At 47.8% G+C, this 20,971-nt stretch carries 14 protein-coding genes and 1 riboswitch; of the genes, 8 read left to right on the forward strand and 6 right to left on the reverse strand.

Going from position 1 to position 20,971, the window contains the following annotated elements; all coding sequences use genetic code 11:
• The first annotated feature begins 30 nt into the window (after positions 1 to 30).
• The 4 genes from malQ (at position 31) to QZY95_RS13155 (ending at position 6,280) form a co-directional block, all read left to right on the forward strand.
• Positions 31 to 1,533 carry a 4-alpha-glucanotransferase gene (gene malQ / locus QZY95_RS13140; protein ID WP_290924257.1) on the forward strand — a complete coding sequence of 501 codons (1,503 nt, stop codon included), beginning with the start codon at positions 31 to 33 and terminating at the stop codon, positions 1,531 to 1,533.
• 322 nt (positions 1,534 to 1,855) lie between these two features.
• A complete protein-coding gene (locus QZY95_RS13145) occupies positions 1,856 to 3,079 on the forward strand; it encodes a 6-phosphofructo-2-kinase/fructose-2,6-bisphosphatase (RefSeq protein ID WP_290924260.1) in 1,224 nt (407 codons plus the stop codon).
• A 354-nt stretch (positions 3,080 to 3,433) separates the two neighbouring features.
• Positions 3,434 to 5,470, forward strand: coding sequence for a DNA mismatch repair endonuclease MutL (gene mutL / locus QZY95_RS13150; protein ID WP_290924262.1), 2,037 nt, complete (start codon positions 3,434 to 3,436; stop codon positions 5,468 to 5,470).
• 465 nt (positions 5,471 to 5,935) lie between these two features.
• Positions 5,936 to 6,280, forward strand: a complete 345-nt coding sequence (locus QZY95_RS13155) for a DUF190 domain-containing protein (RefSeq protein WP_290924265.1) — start codon at positions 5,936 to 5,938, stop codon at positions 6,278 to 6,280.
• 94 nt (positions 6,281 to 6,374) lie between these two features.
• Here QZY95_RS13155 and rfaD read toward each other — a convergent pair whose 3' ends face one another.
• From rfaD to QZY95_RS13175, 4 genes are read right to left on the reverse strand one after another with little or no spacing between them, the layout of a single operon-like run.
• Positions 6,375 to 7,346 carry an ADP-glyceromanno-heptose 6-epimerase gene (gene rfaD / locus QZY95_RS13160; RefSeq protein WP_290924268.1) on the reverse strand — a complete coding sequence of 324 codons (972 nt, stop codon included), beginning with the start codon at positions 7,344 to 7,346 and terminating at the stop codon, positions 6,375 to 6,377.
• Between the two features lie 18 nt (positions 7,347 to 7,364).
• On the reverse strand, positions 7,365 to 8,042 hold the full coding sequence (locus QZY95_RS13165) for a YkgJ family cysteine cluster protein (protein ID WP_290924270.1): 678 nt from the start codon (positions 8,040 to 8,042) through the stop codon (positions 7,365 to 7,367).
• 36 nt (positions 8,043 to 8,078) lie between these two features.
• Positions 8,079 to 9,446 (reverse strand): DUF1566 domain-containing protein, encoded by a 1,368-nt coding sequence (locus QZY95_RS13170; protein WP_290924273.1) that lies wholly within the window; start codon positions 9,444 to 9,446, stop codon positions 8,079 to 8,081.
• Positions 9,447 to 9,462: 16 nt separating this feature from the next.
• Positions 9,463 to 10,197 (reverse strand): metallophosphoesterase family protein, encoded by a 735-nt coding sequence (locus tag QZY95_RS13175; protein ID WP_290924276.1) that lies wholly within the window; start codon positions 10,195 to 10,197, stop codon positions 9,463 to 9,465.
• A gap of 358 nt (positions 10,198 to 10,555) precedes the next feature.
• On the opposite strand from QZY95_RS13175, the gene gnd reads away from it, so the two are divergent.
• The 3 genes from gnd (at position 10,556) to QZY95_RS13190 (ending at position 16,073) form a co-directional block, all read left to right on the forward strand.
• A complete protein-coding gene (gnd, locus tag QZY95_RS13180; protein WP_290924279.1) occupies positions 10,556 to 11,455 on the forward strand; it encodes a phosphogluconate dehydrogenase (NAD(+)-dependent, decarboxylating) in 900 nt (299 codons plus the stop codon).
• An 8-nt stretch (positions 11,456 to 11,463) separates the two neighbouring features.
• The gene (gene zwf, locus QZY95_RS13185; RefSeq protein ID WP_290924281.1) at positions 11,464 to 13,068 is read left to right on the forward strand and encodes a glucose-6-phosphate dehydrogenase; all 1,605 of its coding nucleotides are present in this window, start codon (positions 11,464 to 11,466) and stop codon (positions 13,066 to 13,068) included.
• A 233-nt stretch (positions 13,069 to 13,301) separates the two neighbouring features.
• Entirely contained in the window at positions 13,302 to 16,073 is a 2,772-nt protein-coding gene (locus QZY95_RS13190) for a helicase C-terminal domain-containing protein (RefSeq protein WP_290924283.1), read from the forward strand.
• 197 nt (positions 16,074 to 16,270) lie between these two features.
• Here the strand turns inward: QZY95_RS13190 and QZY95_RS13195 are convergent, their stop codons facing one another.
• Positions 16,271 to 16,660, reverse strand: coding sequence for a hypothetical protein (locus QZY95_RS13195; protein ID WP_290924285.1), 390 nt, complete (start codon positions 16,658 to 16,660; stop codon positions 16,271 to 16,273).
• Between the two features lie 441 nt (positions 16,661 to 17,101).
• Positions 17,102 to 17,259: riboswitch (cobalamin riboswitch) on the forward strand.
• Between the two features lie 171 nt (positions 17,260 to 17,430).
• Between QZY95_RS13195 and QZY95_RS13200 the strand changes: the two genes are divergently transcribed.
• Positions 17,431 to 19,500, forward strand: coding sequence for a ribonucleoside triphosphate reductase (locus QZY95_RS13200; RefSeq protein ID WP_290924287.1), 2,070 nt, complete (start codon positions 17,431 to 17,433; stop codon positions 19,498 to 19,500).
• Positions 19,501 to 19,581: 81 nt separating this feature from the next.
• On the opposite strand, the gene QZY95_RS13205 is transcribed toward QZY95_RS13200, so the two are convergent.
• Complete coding sequence (locus QZY95_RS13205) at positions 19,582 to 20,952, reverse strand: PFL family protein (RefSeq protein ID WP_290924289.1); 1,371 nt, start codon at positions 20,950 to 20,952, stop codon at positions 19,582 to 19,584.
• Between the last annotated feature and the right edge of the window lie 19 nt (positions 20,953 to 20,971).

Genomic DNA, 20,971 nt, shown 5'->3' on the forward strand with positions numbered 1-20,971 from the left:
CATCGGCAGGTAACTTTTTTGGAGGCTCCTATGAATATTCGCTCCAGCGGAATACTTTTACACCTTACTTCCCTTCCATCACGCTTTGGTATTGGTGACTTAGGCCCTGCAGCTTATGATTTTGCCGATTTTCTCCGATCCCATGGCCAGCTTTATTGGCAGTTTCTTCCAACAACACCTACCACAGAGATCATGGGGAATTCACCTTACGCCAGTTGGTCTGCCTTTGCAGGAAATCCTCTGCTCATCAGCCCAGAAATGATGGTTGAAGACGGAATCATTACATGGGAAGAAGTGCGCGATTCTCCACAAGGACACGCAAGCTATGTAAATTATGGAGCAACAGAAATATACAAAGCACATTTATTACGCATTGCTTACGCACGTAAAAAGAAATCTCTAAGCTCCTGCCCACGCTTTGCCGTCTTCAAAGAAAACAATGCCAGCTGGCTTCGCGACTATGCTCGCTTCGTAACAATTATGGATGAACATCCCGGTAAAATTTGGAGCCAATGGCCAGATCCTCTTAAACATCGGGAGGAAGAAGCGCTCCTGAAGTGGGATGCTGAACATAAGGACGCAATTATCTTTGAAGAATTTGTCCAATTCCTTTTTTTCTCCCAATGGCGAAGATTGCGAGAGTATTGTAATAAAAATGGATTAAATCTGATCGGTGATGTTCCTATCTATGTCACTCATCATAGTGCAGATGTTTGGACTACCCCGCATCTATTTAAACTTGATTCAGACGGAAACCCTACACATGTTGGCGGCGTTCCACCGGATTACTTTAGCGCAACTGGGCAACGCTGGGGAAACCCTGTGTTTAACTGGGATGCAATGCGAGAAGACAAATTTTCGTGGTGGGTACGCCGGATGAAACATAACATAAATCTGGTCGACAAAATCCGACTCGATCATTTCCGCGGGTTTGCTGGATATTGGGAAATCCCTGTTGAAGAACAAACGGCTGTGAATGGCAAATGGGTTGAAGCACCGGGGATTGAGCTTTTCCGAATGTTCACGCTTAGGTTGGGAATGCTTCCGATAATTGCTGAAGATCTTGGGGTGATTACGGCAGATGTTCGAGAACTGAAGCAAAAATTCTCTTTACCGGGAATGAAAATTCTTCAATTTGGTTTTGGTGGTGATCTTTCACAGAATCCAGACACACCGTTTCACCATGAACCACACTCGGTTTTATACACTGGTACGCATGACAATTCGACAGTAAAGGGTTGGTATGTAACGGAAGCTGGAGATCAGGGGCGGAACAATCTTCACGAATTCGTCGGGCAATGTACTGATCTGGATAACGTGCACATCACGTTCTTACGACTTGCAATGCAAAGTGTTGCAAACACAGTGATTTTTCCTGTTCAAGATGTACTTGGTCTCGACAACGCCAGCAGAATGAATACCCCTTCTACTGCAAGTGGAAACTGGGAATGGCGTATGACAAGAGAGCAGATGCAACATCCTATGTTCATTAGACTTTCTCAGATGACAAAATTGTTCGGCCGTTGGACATAACTCCTTAAAAAGACGAACAAATACACCTGAAACCTTCTGTTTTTGGAGTACGCTTTCACGCTGTTTCTTTGCGCCCATCTGCTGGACATATTGGGAAGTTAGGGACAAACTGCTCCATCAATTAATGGTGACAGGTGTCTTCTTGCTAGCCGATAGGGCTGTATTTTATGTATAATTCGGTTGTTTTTTATATGCATTTTGTTGTTTTTTATGCGCATGACATCATGATTTTCACACATAACGCACGAAAATCACCTAGTTTACACCATTATTCGATCTTTTTTTGATACACAGTCGACGGTATGCACACGCCGGAGGAAAAATGCACAAGCTTTATATCGGGATGGTAGGATTACCTGCCCGCGGCAAAACCACAGTTGCTGCAAAAATTCTTGATGGACTTTCTAAAGAAGGTATCCGCACACAAATTTTTAATAACGGAGATATTCGTCGCGAACAGCTCGGATCAAAATCTTCGGAACCGCAATTCTACTGCCCGACAAATCAGGCGGGAAAAGCTGCGCGTGAAGATATTGCCGTTACCAATATGAATCGTGCTACAGAATTTCTCCAGAACGGTGGCAACGTCGCAATTCTTGATGCAACAAACGTAAGTCGTCATCGCAGATTAACGATTGAACGCATGGCGATTTATCCTATCCTCTGGATTGAATGCATCAATAACGACGAAGAGCTGGTTGAAGCTTCCATTCTGAGAAAAACAAAGCTTCCTGAATTTACGCAGCTGACAGAAGAACAAGCGTGCATGAGTTTTAAAGAACGCATCAAATATTACGAACAAATTTACTCACCGCTTCTTGATGAAAAGATGTGGGTAATGGTCGACTCCCTGCACAATCTTATTCTGAATGAAAACGTACCGAGTGATGTTCCGTTTTATCCGAACATCAGAGACATTCTTGTTTCAGACTGGGTACGTAACCTGTACCTCGCACGACACGGGCAAACAGAATACAATGTGATGGACAGAATCGGCGGCGACTCGTCCCTGACTGAACTCGGGCACAAACAGGCAAGTTGTCTTGGTGAATATTTTAAGGGACAAGAAATCAACTACATATTCACAAGTAAAAAACGCCGCTCAAGACAGACAGCTCAGTATGTGGTTGACCACATGCCGAACTGCACTGTTATTCCGCTTCCTGAATTTGATGAAATTGATGCAGGGATTTGTGAAAACTTACAATACTCTGAGATTAAAGAGCAGTATCCGGAAATTGCCCGTGACCGCTCTTATGACAAGTACGGATATGTGTACCCGAAAGGGGAAGGATACATTACCCTGAAAGAACGAGTGGACAAAGGTTTGAAAAAAGCTCTCTTCCTCTCTGGTAATGCAGAACGAGTGCTTATTGTGGGACATCAGGCAATCAACAGAATGATTCTGTCACACTTTTTGTTCAGGCGGCAAGAAGACGTTCCGTACATTCTTGTTCCGCAAAACTCGCTGTTCCATATTATCTCGACACAGCAAAAGAAACTCTTTGAGCTTGTCAAATTTATGGATGTCGATCTCGGTAACTAGGCAAAAAATAAGGGGACTCACCATTGAGTCCCTTTATTTTTTTATGCTTTGCTGCAACCACGCCTCTATCTTACAACAAAGCATTGCAAAACTGTATAAACCGTACAGTTTTACATCCTTCTATGTAATACGTACCGAGCCTACCCCTTCTTGTAAACTGCTTTTACAATTACTCATGTTATAAGTTCGCAGGCTGAACCCCTCGTATAATCAGTACAACGTCAATTTTGCTATTTTTTTGGCACAACAATTCTATGCACACTATTGCAAATTGCCAAAGCATGACTATTTCAGTACACGAATTATAGAACCGTCAGTTCTAAACTGTAACCGCCCCGTAGAATGGATTTTTGTATGACACAGAAAACTGATACCAGACGCCAGATTCAAGTGCTGCCATCAGACCTGCGCAACCAGATTGCCGCAGGTGAAGTTGTGGAACGCCCCGCCTCTGTTGTGAAAGAACTCGTTGAAAACAGCATTGATGCCGGAGCCACACATGTGGACATCACTATTGAAGAAGGCGGACAAACTCTTATTCAGGTACGGGACAACGGTCACGGCATCCCGCAGGATGAACTGGAAATGGCTGTCACCCGCCACGCAACAAGCAAAGTCTCCAATCTTGAAGAACTGATAAGCATCGGCAGCTACGGGTTCCGCGGTGAAGCCCTGCCGTCCATCGCCTCTGTCTCCACATTTACCATCACCTCCGCACCTGCACCGGAAGAGCCTAACACGCCGGCAGATGCTTTCTTTATCAAAGTGGAACACGGCAACACCATCAACCAAGGGCCTGCGGCACTCCATCAGGGGACAGTGGTTGAAATTCGCGATCTGTTTGCCAACATACCGGCACGCCTCAAATTTCTTAAAACAAAAAATACTGAAACAAAGCGTTGTCAGGAAATGCTGTCGCGCCTTGCACTCGCACGTCCAGAAATCGGGTTCACATTCACCAACAACGGACGCGAAGTCTGGCGTTTTCCCCAAAACCAGACATTGCGTGATCGCCTTGCTACATTGTGGCCGCCTGCAATTACAGAATCACTCCTGCCATTAAACTTCACCCGTGACGGATACACCGTTCGCGGCTTAACCGGACACCCGCAAAAAGCCCAGCCTCGTGCTGACAGAATGCTGTTCTGGGTAAACGGTCGAGCAGTCAACGACAGGCTGCTTATGCGTGCAGTGCGTGACGGCTACAAAGGACGCCTACTCAGCAAAGAATATCCACAGATTGCCCTATTCCTTGAAATGGAACCTGAACTGGTTGACGCCAACGTCCACCCTGCCAAAAATGAAGTCCGTTTTCAGGATGAAAACAGCGTCTACCTTGCCGTTAGAAAAGGCGTTGAGCGCGCTCTGGATGACCTCACTGTGCTGGAACAGGTTGAAGCAGGTACTGATCCCTTTGCGCCTGCAAAAGCAGCTCCTGAGCCCGCACAGGCATCTATGGACATTCACACGCCGCCACCGAAACCCACTGGATTCTGGGGTGCGGCAGACGACAATAGCGTTATCGGGAAAACCCCTGCTAAAGAAGCTACCGGATATGAAACGGAAGTTATGCATACAGCACATGCTGAGCCTGCAACAGAACACGAGAGTTCTGTTTCTATAAACTTTACCCCGTCCACAGCGCAGGAACCTGCACCGTATGCGCCGGTACTGGAAATAGAAGAACTCAGCAACGGCAGTGTTGAACAGGTCGATCTTTCCATTGCTCCGCCAACGCATGCATACGCTGAAGATGTGAACGCCGCAGTCGACACAGAACTTTCTGCACCAGAACACCCTGAACCGCACGTTGAACCAGAAGAGTCACACGCGGTAACCATTGGCGATTTGACGTATCTTGGACAACTGGCAGATACATATCTGATTATCCGCCAGCGTAACCAAAAACTGGTGCTGCTGGATCAGCACGCAGTTCATGAACGAATTTTATACGAACGCATTAAGCGTGATGCGTCCCAAGGACATTCACAGCTCCTTGCTCTGCCGATGAGTATGACGCTCCACCCGTCTGAGGCGAGCAGACTACAGGAAATGTGGAGTGATCTGGAAAAAATTGGATTCTCTTTAGCAACCTCCGGTGAAACGGAAGTACGAGTAAAAGGAATCCCGAACGCACTGGAGACTTCTGAAGCTAAAGACTTTTTGCGCGAACTGCTTTCCGGTCAAATCAGTTCACTGGAAGATGTATGGGCAATGATGTCCTGCAAAAGCGCTATTAAAGCCGGTCAAAAACTCACTTCAGATGAAGCTGCCGGTCTTATTGCCCAATGGCTTGCCACTCCGGATAAAACATACTGCCCGCATGGACGTCCTGCAGTTTTACAGTTCACTATTGATGACCTTGAAAAAATGTTTAAACGCAAAGGATAATCTCCTCTGCCTATATACCTGAAAAAAACGGTCAGCATGAATTTCATGCTGACCGTTTTTTATTGTGCATAGAGCGCCCCATACCCCATTACGACACATCCATTCTATTGCGGTATTCTCCATCGGGTATGGCGTTAATTTCATGTCAAAACGTCACGATATTTTTACAGGCTGATACAAATGATTGCCTACTGCGCCCGTCTGAAAAAATACATGTTCTAATGCCTCTACAATTATCACACATTTCTTTTTAATAACAGAATGTTATCGACAAACCATGTAGACTCTCAACTATTCTCTTCCTGCCGAGAATACAAAGAAACTCCTTACTGCGTTAATATAGCAGATACAACGCTGTAAAAACGGTATGGTGGAGTGGTATTCGTTGAACTTTATCCGAAAAAAAATACGCACGTATTTTTCCCATACAACGCAACGTTTAGAGCAGCTCCCACGGAGGCATAAATGAAAGAATGCGCAAAGGTAGAACGTATCACATGCATTGTTGATGAAGATAGAACCCACAATGGCGAACCGCTGTATCGTGCAATTGTAGAAGAAGCACAAAAAGCAGGTATTGCCGGTGCTACCGTAAACAAAGGTATTATGGGCTATGGCGCCGGTAAACGGGTAAGTCAGGAAAAACCGATGGGACGTAATTCGAACCTTCCGGTCATTATCCGCATTGTGGACGATAAAGAAAAGCTTGATGCATTTTCCGACCAACTTTGTGACATGATCCAGCAGGGTATCATCCTGCGTGAACCAGTCACCATGTGTCTTGTACGCTGTGGCGGCAAGACTCTTTAGCAAAGGCAAAAAAAGGGTGAAGCTGATATCAGCTTCAACCTTTTTACATTCAATGACTGCCCACCCCGTCTAGCCGCAGGGGAACAGGTACTTACTAGAGGTACGGATCTTCCTGTGCAAGGTAGTTCTGTACGTAGTCTTTTGCCCCTTCTTCAAGGGAGCGGAATTTTACAGGGCAACCTGCATCCTGAAGACGCTTCATTGGTGCTTCTGTAAAGTACTGGTACTTACCGCGCAGGATTTCCGGCATCTCGATGTAGCTGATGTTCGGTTCAATATCCATTGCTGCAAATACTGAGTTGGCAAGATCGTTCCAAGTACGAGCTGTGCCGGTACCAAAGTTGAAAATGCCGTTTGCCTGCGGGTTCTCAAGGAGCCACCACATGGCTTCTACGCAGTCTTTTACGTATACGAAGTCACGCTTCTGACCGCCGTGCGGGTAATCTGGATGGTAAGACTTAAAGAGTTTCATCTCTTTTGTCTCGCCAATCTGAGAGAACGCTTTGCACACAACACTCATCATGTTGCCTTTATGGTACTCATTAGGACCGTACACATTGAAGAATTTAAGGGACGCAATCTTATCAAGACGTCCGGTACGATCTGCCCAGAGATCAAAAAGCTGTTTAGAATAGCCGTACATGTTCAGCGGCTTCAGTTTGTTCATAGTCTCAAGGGAATCCTCAAAACCAAACTGACCGTCGCCGTAGGTAGCTGCGGAGCTTGCATTAATGAAGCGTGCGTTGTTCATAAGCGCAAGTTCGCACATCGCTTTGGTGTACTGCAGGTTGTTTTCCATAAGGAAATCTGCGTCTTTTTCTGTAGTAGAAGAACACGCACCCATATGGATTACAGCATCAACTTCCCATGGAAGCTGGTCGTGCATAACCATTTCGAGGAATGTGTCGCGATGAACATACTCTTCGTAGGTACGGTTAACGAGGTTCTTCCATTTTTCAGTAGAAGCAAGATTATCCACTACAATAATATCTGTGATGCCCATTTCGTTGAGCTTCCAGATCATAGCGCTGCCGATCATACCGGCGCCACCAGTAACTATGTACATTCAGTCCTCCAGAAGGAGCTAGCTAGCTTTTTTCTCGGTAAGTGTCTCAAGCTCAGGGCCGTGTTCAGTTTCAACAATACGCAGACCGAACATATGTACGGTTTCACCAAGGGTGCGACCGAAAAGAAATTCCATTTCTGCTGCCGGAACGCCTGCTTTTTCCTGAACAACCTTGCGGAATGCCATGTCGAAACGAACAGCCTCGAGGAACTCTTCCTTTGCAGAAGGATCGTCTTTCATACGTTCGTAGATGGTTCCGAGGTACTCGTAACCACATTTTTCTTCATGCATGCGCACAAGTTCAGCATAGCCGTTGTTGTCGCCGAGAATGTCATAACGTGTGATGCGGTTTTCTTCATACATTTCCTGAAGTGCATCAGGATTCCAACAGTCCAGAGTTCTACATTCTGCAGGACGGTCATTGTAGATGAAGCAAAGACGGTCTACCACGTTAAAAAAGCAACAAGTCCAAGTAGTTTCGTTACGGCGGGTAAGTTTTACGATTTCCTGCTGAAGCGGTTCAAGATGACCGGTTACGTTGTTACGCACCAGCTCACCGCGACGGAAAGTCATAAGGTCTTTACGCTGAAAAACCCCTTTTTCGTATAACTCAATATCTTCTTTGTGCAGAGCCGGCCCGCCCTTGGCACAACAAGTACCGCAGCGGGTACATTCTTTCTGTATTTCTTGACCCATGTTAGGTCTCCTTTTTTATCTGTATGGATAGTTCGTCTACCCGCGCACCGCTCTGACTGCAAACTGGCATGTCATATCCTGCCAGCCGACAAAGCCCATCGATGCACTCACAAACCATGCCGCCATATACGACTTTGTATCGCACGTCCAGAGTGTATCCTGAGCACTGTCCAGAAGCTGAGGCACACAAAAGGCTCCAAGCTCCGGTGGTTCCTGCACTAGTGACGATAATTCATCCACAGTAGGTAATTTCCAGTCATTGTAGCCAGCAAATTTATTTTCATTCAGCCCTGCAATATAGTCATGGGCTTCTTCCCATGTACATGCAAATTCGCTGCCGGACTGCTGCCACATTTTTCCTGTAGCGGCATCCGTCACGGTTCCGTCTTCATTGTCCACGATATCTGCCATCCCCGCACAATCCGGACGCCATAAGGAATCCAGCCGGAACGTCTTCTGCGCATCATGGAGACGAACCTTCAACGGCTCTGTGCGCAACGCTGGGGCGTCTGTCGGGCACGGCTGCGTTTCCGCAAACTCATCAATAAAACGGCATTCATTTTCTACCCGTTCCTGCCATTTTTCTACCAGCACATCCAGAGCAAGACGCATTTCTTTTGCTGTTGCAAAGCGTTTTTCCCGATCATACGCCATTGCTGTGTCAAAAAACGCATCCCACTCCGCATCAAGATCAAGAGAATACTGGCTGGCACGCGGAACGATATTATTTGTATACAGAGCTTCGTCCGTAGGCAACACCCCTGTGAGCATTCTGTACAACATAACACCCACAGAAAAAATATCTGCTCTGCCGTCTACACTGTCCGGTGCAGCTTCCTGCTCGGGCGCAGCATAGTATGGTGAACCGATACGCTCGCCCTTGGCGGCTGAGGTCGGCATCATTTCACCACGAAGTCGGGATAACCCGAAATCAATCAGCTTTATTTCATCAAGCCCTGTAATCATCAGGTTGAACGGCTTAACATCTCTATGAACAATGCCTGCCTGATGCATACGGTACAAGGCATCCAGAGTCTGGGAAGCATAAGAAACTGCGGTGGTAAGCGGCAGTTTTCGTGTCGGGGCTTCCACCCTGTAACTTTCTCCGATTACCATACCGAGGTTACGGCAAAAATACTCCATGATGAAAAAAGGAGTACCGTCTGCCACATCGTAATCCCAAATGGCTGCGATGTTCGGATGATCCAGTTTCCCCATTATGCGCGCTTCTGCTTCAAAACGGGCAACAAGCTCTTCCTCGTCAACCAAAAGCTCCATCATATCTGACGGCTTCAGCACCTTAAGGGCAACTATGCGTCCGGTCACAGGCTGGCGGGCCTTAAATACAGCCCCCATGCCGCCTCTGCCCAGCAGGCCGCACACCGTATAACGTCCAATTTTCATCTCGTATTCCTGTTGACTATGGCAGCAAACGCCTTGCGTATCGTTCCGGCAATCCGCGTTCTTTCATTTTTGCCACAGTCTCTGTGGGATCGTACGCAACGCAGCGTACAATGAGTTCGTGAGTGTCTGTGTCCCACACCAAATATTTCGCCCGAGGATCGCCATCACGCGGCTGGCCCACGGCTCCGGCATTAATCATGTAGCGGCTGGTAAAATCGAGGGTGTATGTGCCTTCTTTCAGGTCGCTCCGCTCCACTTCGCCATCCGCAGCACGAACCAGTCCCAGTTCATGGGTATGCCCGAGAAAGGCAATCTGCTCTGAAAAACGGGAGAACTTTAGGAGCACCCGTTCGTCGTCCAGCTCCCAGATATACTGGAATGCGGAACGTGGCGGTAAGCCGTGAACAAACAGGGAGCCGTGCAAAGAAAGCACGAGGGGAAGTGTGCGAAGGTACTCTATGGATTGTTCAGAAAGCAGTGCCGCTGTCTTATCCACCACTTCCACAGACTGCTTGTTGAAGCAGGATCGATATTTACTGCGCCCGACACCAAGCTCATGGTTTCCGGCAACAGAAATAATACCGCGTTCCCGAACGGTTGCAACGCACAGCTCAGGATCTGGCCCGTAGCCGACGATATCACCAAGAGAAATTCTCTCGGAAACATCTGGAAAAGTATGGGCAATATCATGTAGCACACTAGTAAGGGCTTCATAATTTGCATGAATATCTGACAGAACGACAATTCGCATGAGCGGAGCATAGCAGGAAGTGTTTTAGCTGACAAATTTACGTCCTGACTTGTAAAAACAGGCTGTTACGCTGAAAAGCACAATTCTGAGTACAAAGGGTGCCATGAAAGCCTGCATCTATCATGACTACAGATTGCACTAACCCCGCAGCTCACGTATTTTGTAAAGTGGATTGTTTTTCCGGATATCGGAGCTGCCGCGGCTTTTCAGATTCTGGGTATACGGTACGTGCATTCGTTGTACAGCACGATTCAAACAGTGGCGTCCGTATTTATATTGAGTTTGTCAAACGTTCTAACAGGCAGCGTGATTCGGGGTTGTCATCAATCTGAACCAATTACGTTTTAGAGGTACTCGTATGCAGATAGCAATGATCGGTCTTGGCAGGATGGGAATGAATATGGCGCGCCGTCTTCTTAAGGACGGTCATGAAGTTGTTGTTTGGAACCGCTCGCCGGATAAAGTTGCCTCAATGGTAAGCGAAGGTGCTGTAGGTGCACAAACAATTAAAGAGGCAGTACAGAAATTAACCGGCCCCCGCACGGTCTGGTGCATGCTGCCTTCCGGTAACGTGACCAAGATGGCGCTTAAAGAAATTTTAGACGCTCTGGAACCGGATGATCTAGTCATTGAGGGGGGTAACTCCTACTGGAAAGATGATCAGGAAAACTCCAAAGCATTCTTTGAGAAAGGATGCGGCTACATTGATGCCGGAGTCTCCGGCGGCGTATGGGGACTGAAAGTCGGCTACTGCACTATGGTCGGCGGAAAAGATCGTTATGTTCAGCGGGCAAAACCTATTTTTGATACGCTTGCGCCTCCTCGAGGCTGGAAACATGTAGGCCCTGTAGGTTCCGGACATTTTGTAAAGATGGTTCACAACGGTATTGAGTATGCCATGATGGAAGCTATTGGCGAAGGGTTTGACCTTATGCGCAACGGGCCTTTTGACAAGCTTGATCTTGGCGGCATTGCCGACCTGTGGGGACAGGGAAGTGTTGTACGTTGCTGGCTGCTGGAGCTGCTGGTTCTTGCGTATGAACGTGACCCTGATCTTTCTTCAATCCGCGGGTATGTTGATGACTCGGGTGAAGGCCGCTGGACAGTGCTTAACAGTGTTGAATACGGCGTTTCCGCCCCTGTGCTTGCTCAATCGTTATTCAAACGTTTTGAGTCACGTCAGGAAGACGTGTATTCAAACAAAGTTCTGGCTGCCCTGCGTAACGAGTTCGGCGGACACGCCGTTAAAAAAGAATAGGAACCGCCATGATGCCCAACATTGAAGCCACTATGACGCCATCACACGCACCGTGTGAAGAAAGCAAGCCTGAGGGCTGCGGGATTATCATTTTCGGTGCGTCAGGCGACCTTGTTTACAGAAAGCTGCTTCCGTCGCTTTTCCATCTCTACTTGCGCAAACTGATGCCGGACACTTTTTATGTTTTAGGGTTTGCGCGCACGGAAATGACGGATGATGCGTTTCGGGAACGAGTTCGCGAAGCACTTGCTGATGCGCATGAAAACAGTGATCCGCAAATGGTTGATGCCTTTGTTGCAAACTGCCGGTACACTTCCGGCGATTATAGTGACATTGAAGCCTACAAACGGCTTCAGAAAAAGGCGACCGGTTGCGACTCTGATTTTACTAAAAAAGAAAACAAACTCTTTTACCTTGCCCTGCCGCCGCAGTTACATCCGGTTGTTGTCAGCCGTCTTTCGCAGTCCGGCCTGACGACTGAAGGAGAAGATGAAAAGCCGTGGGCGCGAGTGGTGTTTGAAAAGCCGTTCGGGCACGATCTACAATCTGCTCTTGAGCTGGATAAGCATCTATGCTCCATGCTCAGTCCGCGACAGATTTTCCGCATTGACCACTATCTCGGCAAAGAAACGGTGCAGTCTATTTTAATGCTCCGTTTTGCAAACATCATGTTTGAGCCGCTCTGGAATCAGCGGTACATCGATAATATTCAGATCACCGTGGCGGAGTCTGTAGGTGTTGAACACAGGGGCGGATATTATGAACAGGCAGGCTGTCTGCGTGATATGTTCCAGAATCATATGCTACAGATGCTCTCCCTTGTGACCATGGAACCTCCGACACGGTTTGAAGCTGAATATGTTCAAGGAGAACGTGTAAAGCTTCTTAAAGCCATACGTCCGTGGTCTGAACGCACACTGAAAGATAACATTGTCCGTGCGCAGTATACGGCGGGAGATCTCGACGGTGAAACGGTTCCTGCATATCGAAAAGAAGCGAACATCGCGCCTGATTCTACCACTGAAACCTTTGTGGGAATGAAACTGTATATCGACAACTGGCGCTGGCAAGGTGTGCCGATTTATCTGCGTTCCGGCAAACGCATGCATATGCGTGAGTCTGAAGTCGCGGTAACGTTCAAACGCGTGCCGCATTCCCTTTTCGGTTTTGAATCACAACATGAGATGCCGGCTAATATTCTGGTGATGAAAATTCAGCCGGACGAGGGTGTTGATCTTACCATCCACACCAAACAGCCGGGGCCGAAAACGTGTATGGCGAGTCTTTCACTTTCCTTTAAGTATGATGAAGTGTTCGACACTGTTCCTCAGGATGCATATGAACGCCTGCTGCTGGACTGCATGCTCGGTGACAGGACACTGTTCCTTTCTCGCGAGGGTGTTGAGGCAGCATGGAAGATAATCGATCCTATTCTTACCTTCTGGGAAGAACAGCCTGAAAAGGCGCCTTTACATACGTACACTGCGGGATCATGGGGGCCGAAAGCGTCTGATGACTTACTTCTGCGTAGCGGGCATTTATGGCGCAATCCACCTCATGAACACGGAACGCATTTCAAAAGTCTCGCAAAGCCTCTCCTTATACGGAAGTAGGCTACAACATATGCGGAAAGCAGGCATTTTGCCCCTTTCCCAGTCCACGAGGAAAACCTGCTTTACTGTCCGGCGGCTTCACAGCACAAAGGCAGCGAGGCAGGTTTTTCCATATTTATTCCAGCTAGCTCTTTTTAAAGACCGAAATTCATCTGTGTAAAAGGTTCGTTCCGCAAATCACAACTGACAGGCTTGTTTGCTTTTGGTATGTCAAAGGAATGTTTCGCCCTTTCATGAACCCCATTCACGATATCGCCATTGTCTTCGGACATGAACGAAGTCTCAGTAACGGTGAAAAGAGAATTTACTCCGTTGCTGCCTTGCGTATTACACAAGATGCCACTGTCAGTGAGTTCACTTCACATATCCGCTCTGAAAAGCTTCGCGCACGGGAGTATGCTCATTCCCAGTTAAGTGAGTCAAAACTTCGCAATGCGCCTGATGAAATTACGGTTTCCGGCCATCTTCAAGATTTTCTGGAAGGAATTGAGCACGTGGTGGGGTATGTTCCTAACGGGCACATTATTTCTCTGGAGCCTCTTTGCAACAATGAACGGATTATTGATGCCGCTCTGCTTGCAGATTATTTCATGCCATGGGCAGGTGCTGCCACTGCGAAATCGCTCTGGGAATATCTCCACAAACAGGAGCGTCAAAAAGTTAGCTTCTCTGCGCTGGAAGGTGCACAGCTTTGCCAAAAGCTGCTGGAACATCTCTTCGGCACAGTGCTCAACGATACATCATTTCCCGCGGCCTGCGCTCTGCGGCATTATCTTCGCGCCAGCAACACGCTTTTCGGAACATTCTGTTGTCATCTGCTTGAAAACTATGGCGGCTACTTCGGAAGTTCTCTCATTACCCCTGCTTCAAAACCTGATTCAGCAGACTGGCAACAATTCCTTGATACTGTTCCTAAAAAAGAAAAAGAGTCTGTTCAGCAGGATGGTTTCCATGAACTGCCTGAAGACGACATTCAACAACTTTACGAGCAGCTTGCTCACAAGCGGAAGGGATATTCTGTACGCCAGCCGCAAGTCGAATATGCTTCCCATGTGGCACACGCCATCAACACCAATGCAGTGGCATGCATTGAAGCAGGAACAGGCACGGGCAAGACGCTCGGGTACCTTCTTCCTGTCATGGAATTTCTTAAACGCAACCCGTCTCAGCGCGTCGCAATTGCGACCTACACCAAAAGTCTGCAAAAGCAGCTCTACGGAAACGAGCTGGATTCCTGTCGTGAGTTATTCGGACAGTATGACGATATCCCTGTGGCGCTCATCAAAGGGAAGTCCAACTATGTCTGCGCTCAGAAACTAAACGATATTCTCTCGCCGCTTATGGATGGTCTGGAGATGCTCTGCTGGCTCTACTTTGCCAACATTTGCTACCACTACCGTATTGCAGATTTAGATGACATGACGCCGCGTATGCGGGCATATTTTGATGAAGGGCGGACACTCAGCAACATTGCTCAGGAAGTTTCTGCAAAAAACGGCTGTTACAGCACGCACAAACAGTGTCCGGGGAACATTGTCACTGCTGAGGCTGCGCAATCACGTCTGGTGATTACCAACCACAACAAACTGGTGTTGATGGAACACGATCCGCAGCTGAGCGATCTTTTCAAACACTGCATTATCGACGAAGCAAACCACTTTGAAGATGCCGTGCGTACAACGCTGAGTCCTGAAGTTTCTACATCGGACATTGTGTTCTACTGCCGGTACCTGCGCGAGCAATGCCGCAAGCTTATTATGGCTCCGTCAACACCCGAAGCTGTAGAGCATCAGGCAGAAGCTGTTGTCAGTGAAATTGCGTACACCATGACAAAAATCGACGCCCTGCGCGACCAGTTCAAGCAGATGAATCAGGGAGCAGCATTCGGGGCAGTTCCAGTTACCGCGTCACACAAAGCTTTTACCAAAGGCGACGCTGCAAAAGATCTTGAAATCCTAGGGAAACATCTGGAACGCATTCAAGATTTTTCAGCATTCTTTACGGGAAAAAAAGCCAAAGAACTCCCCATGGGATACAAAACTATATCCCGCTGCCGCACCATGCGGACGTTGCTGCAAGAAGTCAGTGCAAACCTGACTTCCATTCGCAAGGGATTGCATGAGGACGGTACATGGAGCTCTATCCACGTATTTCCCCGCAATTGGTTACTGTGCGGCGGAAAAGTCTACATGGGCGCATTTATTCGGGAAACCATCATCAAACAGCGCGATACTATTATTCTGACTTCGGCGACACTTACGCATCAGGCAAGTTTTACACCGTATCGCCGCACTCTCGGGCTGGGTAAAGGGGACAGGGTCTTTTTCTCTGATCCTGAAGCTCCGCCCAAACCATGCTTCGTCGCCCGAGTTGCCCCGCCGTTTGTACCGGATTTTTCATTAGTAGTACCTGCTGATGCACCCAGTGCTCTTTATGAATATAAAAAACAATGGCTGGAATACACCCTTGCCGTGCTTCCAAAGCTGATTGAATACAACGACGGCGCAACGCTGGTGTTATGCGCCAGCTATGAAGATTTAGAAGCTCTTCGTAAGAATCTTGAAGCAACCTATGACGGAAGCTACCCGTTACTCTTTCAGCGTAAAGGGGAGCCTGCCACCGCACTTATTGAAGAATTCCGAACAACACGCGAAAGTGTGCTCTTTGGTGTAGAAACGTTCTGGCACGGTGTTGATTTTCCCGGAAACACGCTGACACAGGTTGTCATTACCCGCCTGCCGTTTCCTGCTCCCAACTCCCCGTTAATGGATGCACGTAAACGATTTCTGCAGGACGGTGTGTTCTGGGAGCGCTATCGGTACGAAACTGCCATAAAATTCCGGCAAGGTGTCGGCAGGCTCATCAGACGTGAAACAGATTCCGGTCTTGTGGTTGTTCTTGATAATCGACTGCTGCGAAATCAGCGTCTGGCTCCATGCGAAATTCTTCAGGGTATGCGGAATATTCCGCAACGCCATCGTGGACGCGGGTGGAAGAAATCGTAAGCGAAAATTCATCCGTAGAAGTCCAGCCCCTAACTGCTGCAGCGCACAATGAAGCTGCTTCGTAGCTATGCTACTCGCGCAGCATACAAAAGAACGCTCTTCGACAGCGCGTACGATTAAAAAAATATGATAACGCACACAAAAACGCCCTGTTTCGATTTGAATACAGGGCGTTTTGTAATTGGATTTTTTTCAGCTTATTTTTTCTTCTCTTTCAGCTGCGGCTTGCCGGAAGATGAAGGACACATTTTTTCATACGCATGTTTGAATACGTTGTTCACGTCTTCCATTGATGAAACTGCGCCCATCTGACTGGCTAAATATCCGTGCAGGAAGCCACGTTCATACGCAAATACCTTAGCCATATCCATTTCTGTGGCTTCAGGATTCTGCTCTTTGAACATTGCTTCACCTTCAACAAAGTAATTTTTTGCAGCCTCATTGTTACGCATTTCCAGTGCCAGATATCCGCACTGGATTTTATTTTTGTAGTTTCCTTTTGCAGAATCGTCTTCTCCTCCTTGAGGAGCTGCCATAGCAACCTGCGCAACAAGCAGAAGGCTCAACGCCAGTACCAATGCTCTCATTGTATCTCCCTGTTTTTCGAACGTAATTATGTGGTGTTGCCACCATATCCGAAACAGCAAACGGTAACAACATGACTCGACAATCATCCGTTTACTTTTTGAAAAAAGTGACAACACCACTTTTTACACATTTTGCTCATTTTTTAAAAGCTAAAGCACAACTAATTAGAATAATACAACACCTGAGTGTAACCGCTTTTTAGTCCTTTTTATGTAACCCAAGTCACAGTTTGCAGGGCTTTGAGAGCGATTTTCACCTCAATGTAAGGCTCAATTAGTGAGTAATCAATCACGTTTACGAAACTCTGAGGTATGAATTTGTGCGTAAAAAAAATACTCCATACAATTCAACAGGCTAAGCTGTGGATAACATGTGAATTTACCCTAAATTTACAACTCCATACTTGATGCAAAACAGGCTTTTTGTTAGCTCTTGGGCACCCAAAGAATACTCCTTCAGGAGCCGAAAGGCGCAAAGGAAATCCGGTAAAAATCCGGTGCGGTCCTGCCGCTGTAATCTTACTCTTGTTTTATGAAGCAGCCACCCACGGCGCGTACAGTAAGAAAGCCAGCCCCCTTCCTGAAGCCCTACCGGTATAAGCGTACAACCGGTATTTAATCACAATAATATAACCTGTGCCTGCGTATGTAAGGGTTCTGCCGTTGCGTACACACATCAGGCTGCAAGATGTCGAATTGCTATCGCAACGCATGCGTTCTTTTCGTGTGCCTTTCTTTTGCCATGCACTTTTATGACGTCCGGAGTTGTAATGCCCAAACAGATTCTCAAGCGAGACGGTTGCATCGAAACTTGGTCCCTCGAACGAATTGCCCAAGCTATCCTCAAAGCACTCAAAAGCAGTGGTATCAAAGACCCACTTCTTTCCAAAAGACTTGCACGCAAAGTTGAAGAAAAACTTGCAAATGTAGAAGCTCCTGAACAAGAGCAAGTACAAGACACTGTTCAACAAGTACTCATGGAAGCTCGCTTGTACGCTGTAGCAGAGCGTTACATTATTTACCGTGAAAAACGCCGCGAAATGCGCACTCAAGATCAGGCTTACTTTGACGTTTCCAGCATGATCGAAAGCTACCTTGACCGTAGCGACTGGCGCGTTAACGAAAACTCCAACATGGGTCACTCATTTCAGGGTCTTATCCTGCATATGGCTGGTTCTGTTCAGGCTCGTTACGTGCTCGAAAAATACCCGGAAGAAATCCGTCAGGCACACACCCACGGGTACTTCCACATTCACGATCTTTCCTTCGGCCTCGCCGGTTACTGCTCCGGCTGGAGCCTGCGTGATCTGCTGCTTGAAGGTTTCAACCTTGAAGGTCGCTGCTGCTCAGCACCTGCAAAGCACTTTGATTCCGCATGCGGTCAGATTGTAAACTTCCTCGGTACCCTGCAGAACGAATGGTCCGGCGCACAGGCATTCAACAACGTTGATACCTACCTTGCTCCGTTCATCCGTAATGACAACCTCGATTACCCGACTGTTCGTCAGCAGATTCAGAAGCTTGTTTACAACCTGAACACCACTTCCCGTTGGGGCGGCCAGAGCCCGTTCACCAACTTTACTTTTGATATGGTTGTTCCTGCTCATATTGCAAAAGAACCTATCATCATCGGCGGTGCATTCCAGGATACTACCTACGGTGACTACCAGAAAGAAATGGATATGATTAACCGTGCGTTCCTCGAGGTTATGCTCGAAGGCGACGCAGACGGCCGTATCTTCTCTTTCCCTATTCCTACATACAACGTTACCAAAGATTTTGACTGGGATTCCAAACCGGCTCAGCTTCTTATGGAACTTACTGCTAAATACGGTGTTCCGTACTTCCAGAACTTCATCAACTCCGACCTTAATCCGGAAGATGTTCGTTCTATGTGCTGCCGTTTGCAGATGGACCTTCGCGAAATCCGCAAAAAAACCGGCGGCCTCTTCGGCGCGGGCGACCTCACCGGTTCCATCGGTGTTGTTACCCTGAACCTGCCTAAACTTGCTTACCTTGCGCACAACGAAGAAGACTTCCTCGACCTCGTTGAAGAATACGCAGAAATGGCAAAAGAATCTCTCGAGTTCAAACGCAAACTTTGCCAGCAGAACCTCGAAGCAGGCATGTTCCCGTTCTCACGCCGTTACCTCAAAAACGGGTACAAAGGTCACTTCTCCACCATCGGTCTCATCGGTGGTCACGAAGCATGCCTCAACCTGCTTGGTAAAGGTATCGAGTCTGAAAGCGGTCTGCGCCTCATGCGTCGTGTTCTCAACCACCTGCGCGCTCTTACAGTGCGTTTCCAGGAAGAGACCGGCAACCTGTACAACCTTGAAGCAACCCCAGGTGAAGGCACTTGTTACCGTCTGGCAAAAACAGACAAAGACCTCTACGCGGACATCGTTTCCGCCGGTAACGAAGTTCCTTACTACACCAACTCCACCCTGCTTCCAGTAGGTCTTACAAGCGACGTATTCTACGCTCTTGAGCACCAGAATGAGCTTCAGACTCTGTACAATGGCGGTACCGTATTCCACTCCTTCCTCGGCGAAGCAGTACCGGAACCGGAAAGTGTAAAGAACTACCTCATCAAAGCGATGACAAATACCAAAATTCCTTACATCTCCGTAACTCCTACCTTCTCCATTTGTAAGGAACACGGCTACATCAACGGCGAACACTTCAACTGCCCTACCTGCGGTAATGAAGCTGAAGTATACACCCGTGTTGTAGGCTACTACCGTCCGGTTAAACGCTGGAACAAAGGTAAACAGGAAGAATACCGTCAGCGTCAGGAATATGCTCTGACTGCACTCACTGATTGCAGCTGCGGTTAATCCTTTCCGACAGACTACATACAACAAAAGCCGTTCTGCTTATGCAGAACGGCTTTTTTATTTTGTATGAAAAAAACTATGCTAGTTTTTCAAACTATGGATCGGTGCAGGAATACGTCCGCCTAGGTTGATAAACGGCTCTGCGTTACCACCCGGAACAGCCATAATCTGCGCTTCACCCAGAAGACCGCCGAATGAAACGTTATCTCCCACGCCTTTGCCCGGAACAGGAATGATACGTACAGCAGTTGTTTTGCTGTTGATCATACCGATTGCCATTTCATCGGCAATAATACCGGAAAGGGTTGAAGCGGAGGTGTCGCCCGGTACTGCTACCATATCAAGCCCTACAGAGCAGACACTTGTCATGGCTTCGAGTTTTTCCATGGTCAGCGCGCCTGAAGCAGCGGCTGCCGCGATACTGGAGTCTTCTGATACCGGAATAAAGGCACCGGACAATCCACCCACATGAGAGGATGCGAACGCGCCGCCTTTTTTCACTGCATCGTTGAGCATTGCCAGTACTGCGGTGGAACCCGGAGCACCGATTGAGGACAGACCGATGGCTTCAAAAATTTCACCAACGGAGTCACCTACCTCCGGTGTCGGAGCCAGAGAAAGGTCTGCTACACCGAACGGCAGGCTGAGACGTTCTGCCACTTCTTTACCGATAATTTCGCCCACGCGGGTTACTTTAAATGCGGTACGTTTAATAACTTCTGCAATATCCCCGAGACTTTTGGCACTGCCGTCCTGCACTGCGCGGTCAATGGCTTTTTTAACAACGCCGGGACCGGAGACACCCACGTTGATAACCGCTTCCGGCTCACCCACACCAAGGTAGGCACCAGCCATAAACGGTACATCCTGCGGAATGTTGGCAAAAACAACAAGCTTGGCGCAGCCAAGTCCGTCTTTATCCGCGGTACGGCTTGCAATGTCTTTAATGCGCTGACCCATAAGCGCCACTGCATCCATGTTAATACCGCTTCTTGAAGACGCAACGTTAATTGAGGAACACACGCGCTGCGTAACTGCCAATGCTTCCGGAAGAGAATCAATAAGAGCACGATCGCCTTTGGTCATGCCTTTCTCTACCAGTGCACCGAAACCGCCGAGAAAATCTACGCCGGCTTCCTGAGCTGCTTCGTCCAGAATCTGACACGCTTTTACCATCTGTTCCGGCGTGTATGATGCACAGACAACGCCCATAGGGCTTACACTGATGCGTTTGTTAACGATAGGGATACCGTACTTGTCGCCCACTTCATTACAAGTAGCCACAAGCTTTTTTGAATAATGTCTGATCTTGGTACGAACCCGATCTGCAAACACGTCAAAGTCGTGGCTTGCACAGTCAAAAAGGCTGACACCAAGGGTTACGGTACGAACATCCAAATGCTCGTTTCGGAGCATTGCCAGCGTGCTGAGCACTTCGCGATCTGAAAGCATCTTTTTTCCTTATAAAATG

Source organism: Halodesulfovibrio sp., from assembly GCF_015482765.1.
Lineage (GTDB): Bacteria > Desulfobacterota > Desulfovibrionia > Desulfovibrionales > Desulfovibrionaceae > Halodesulfovibrio.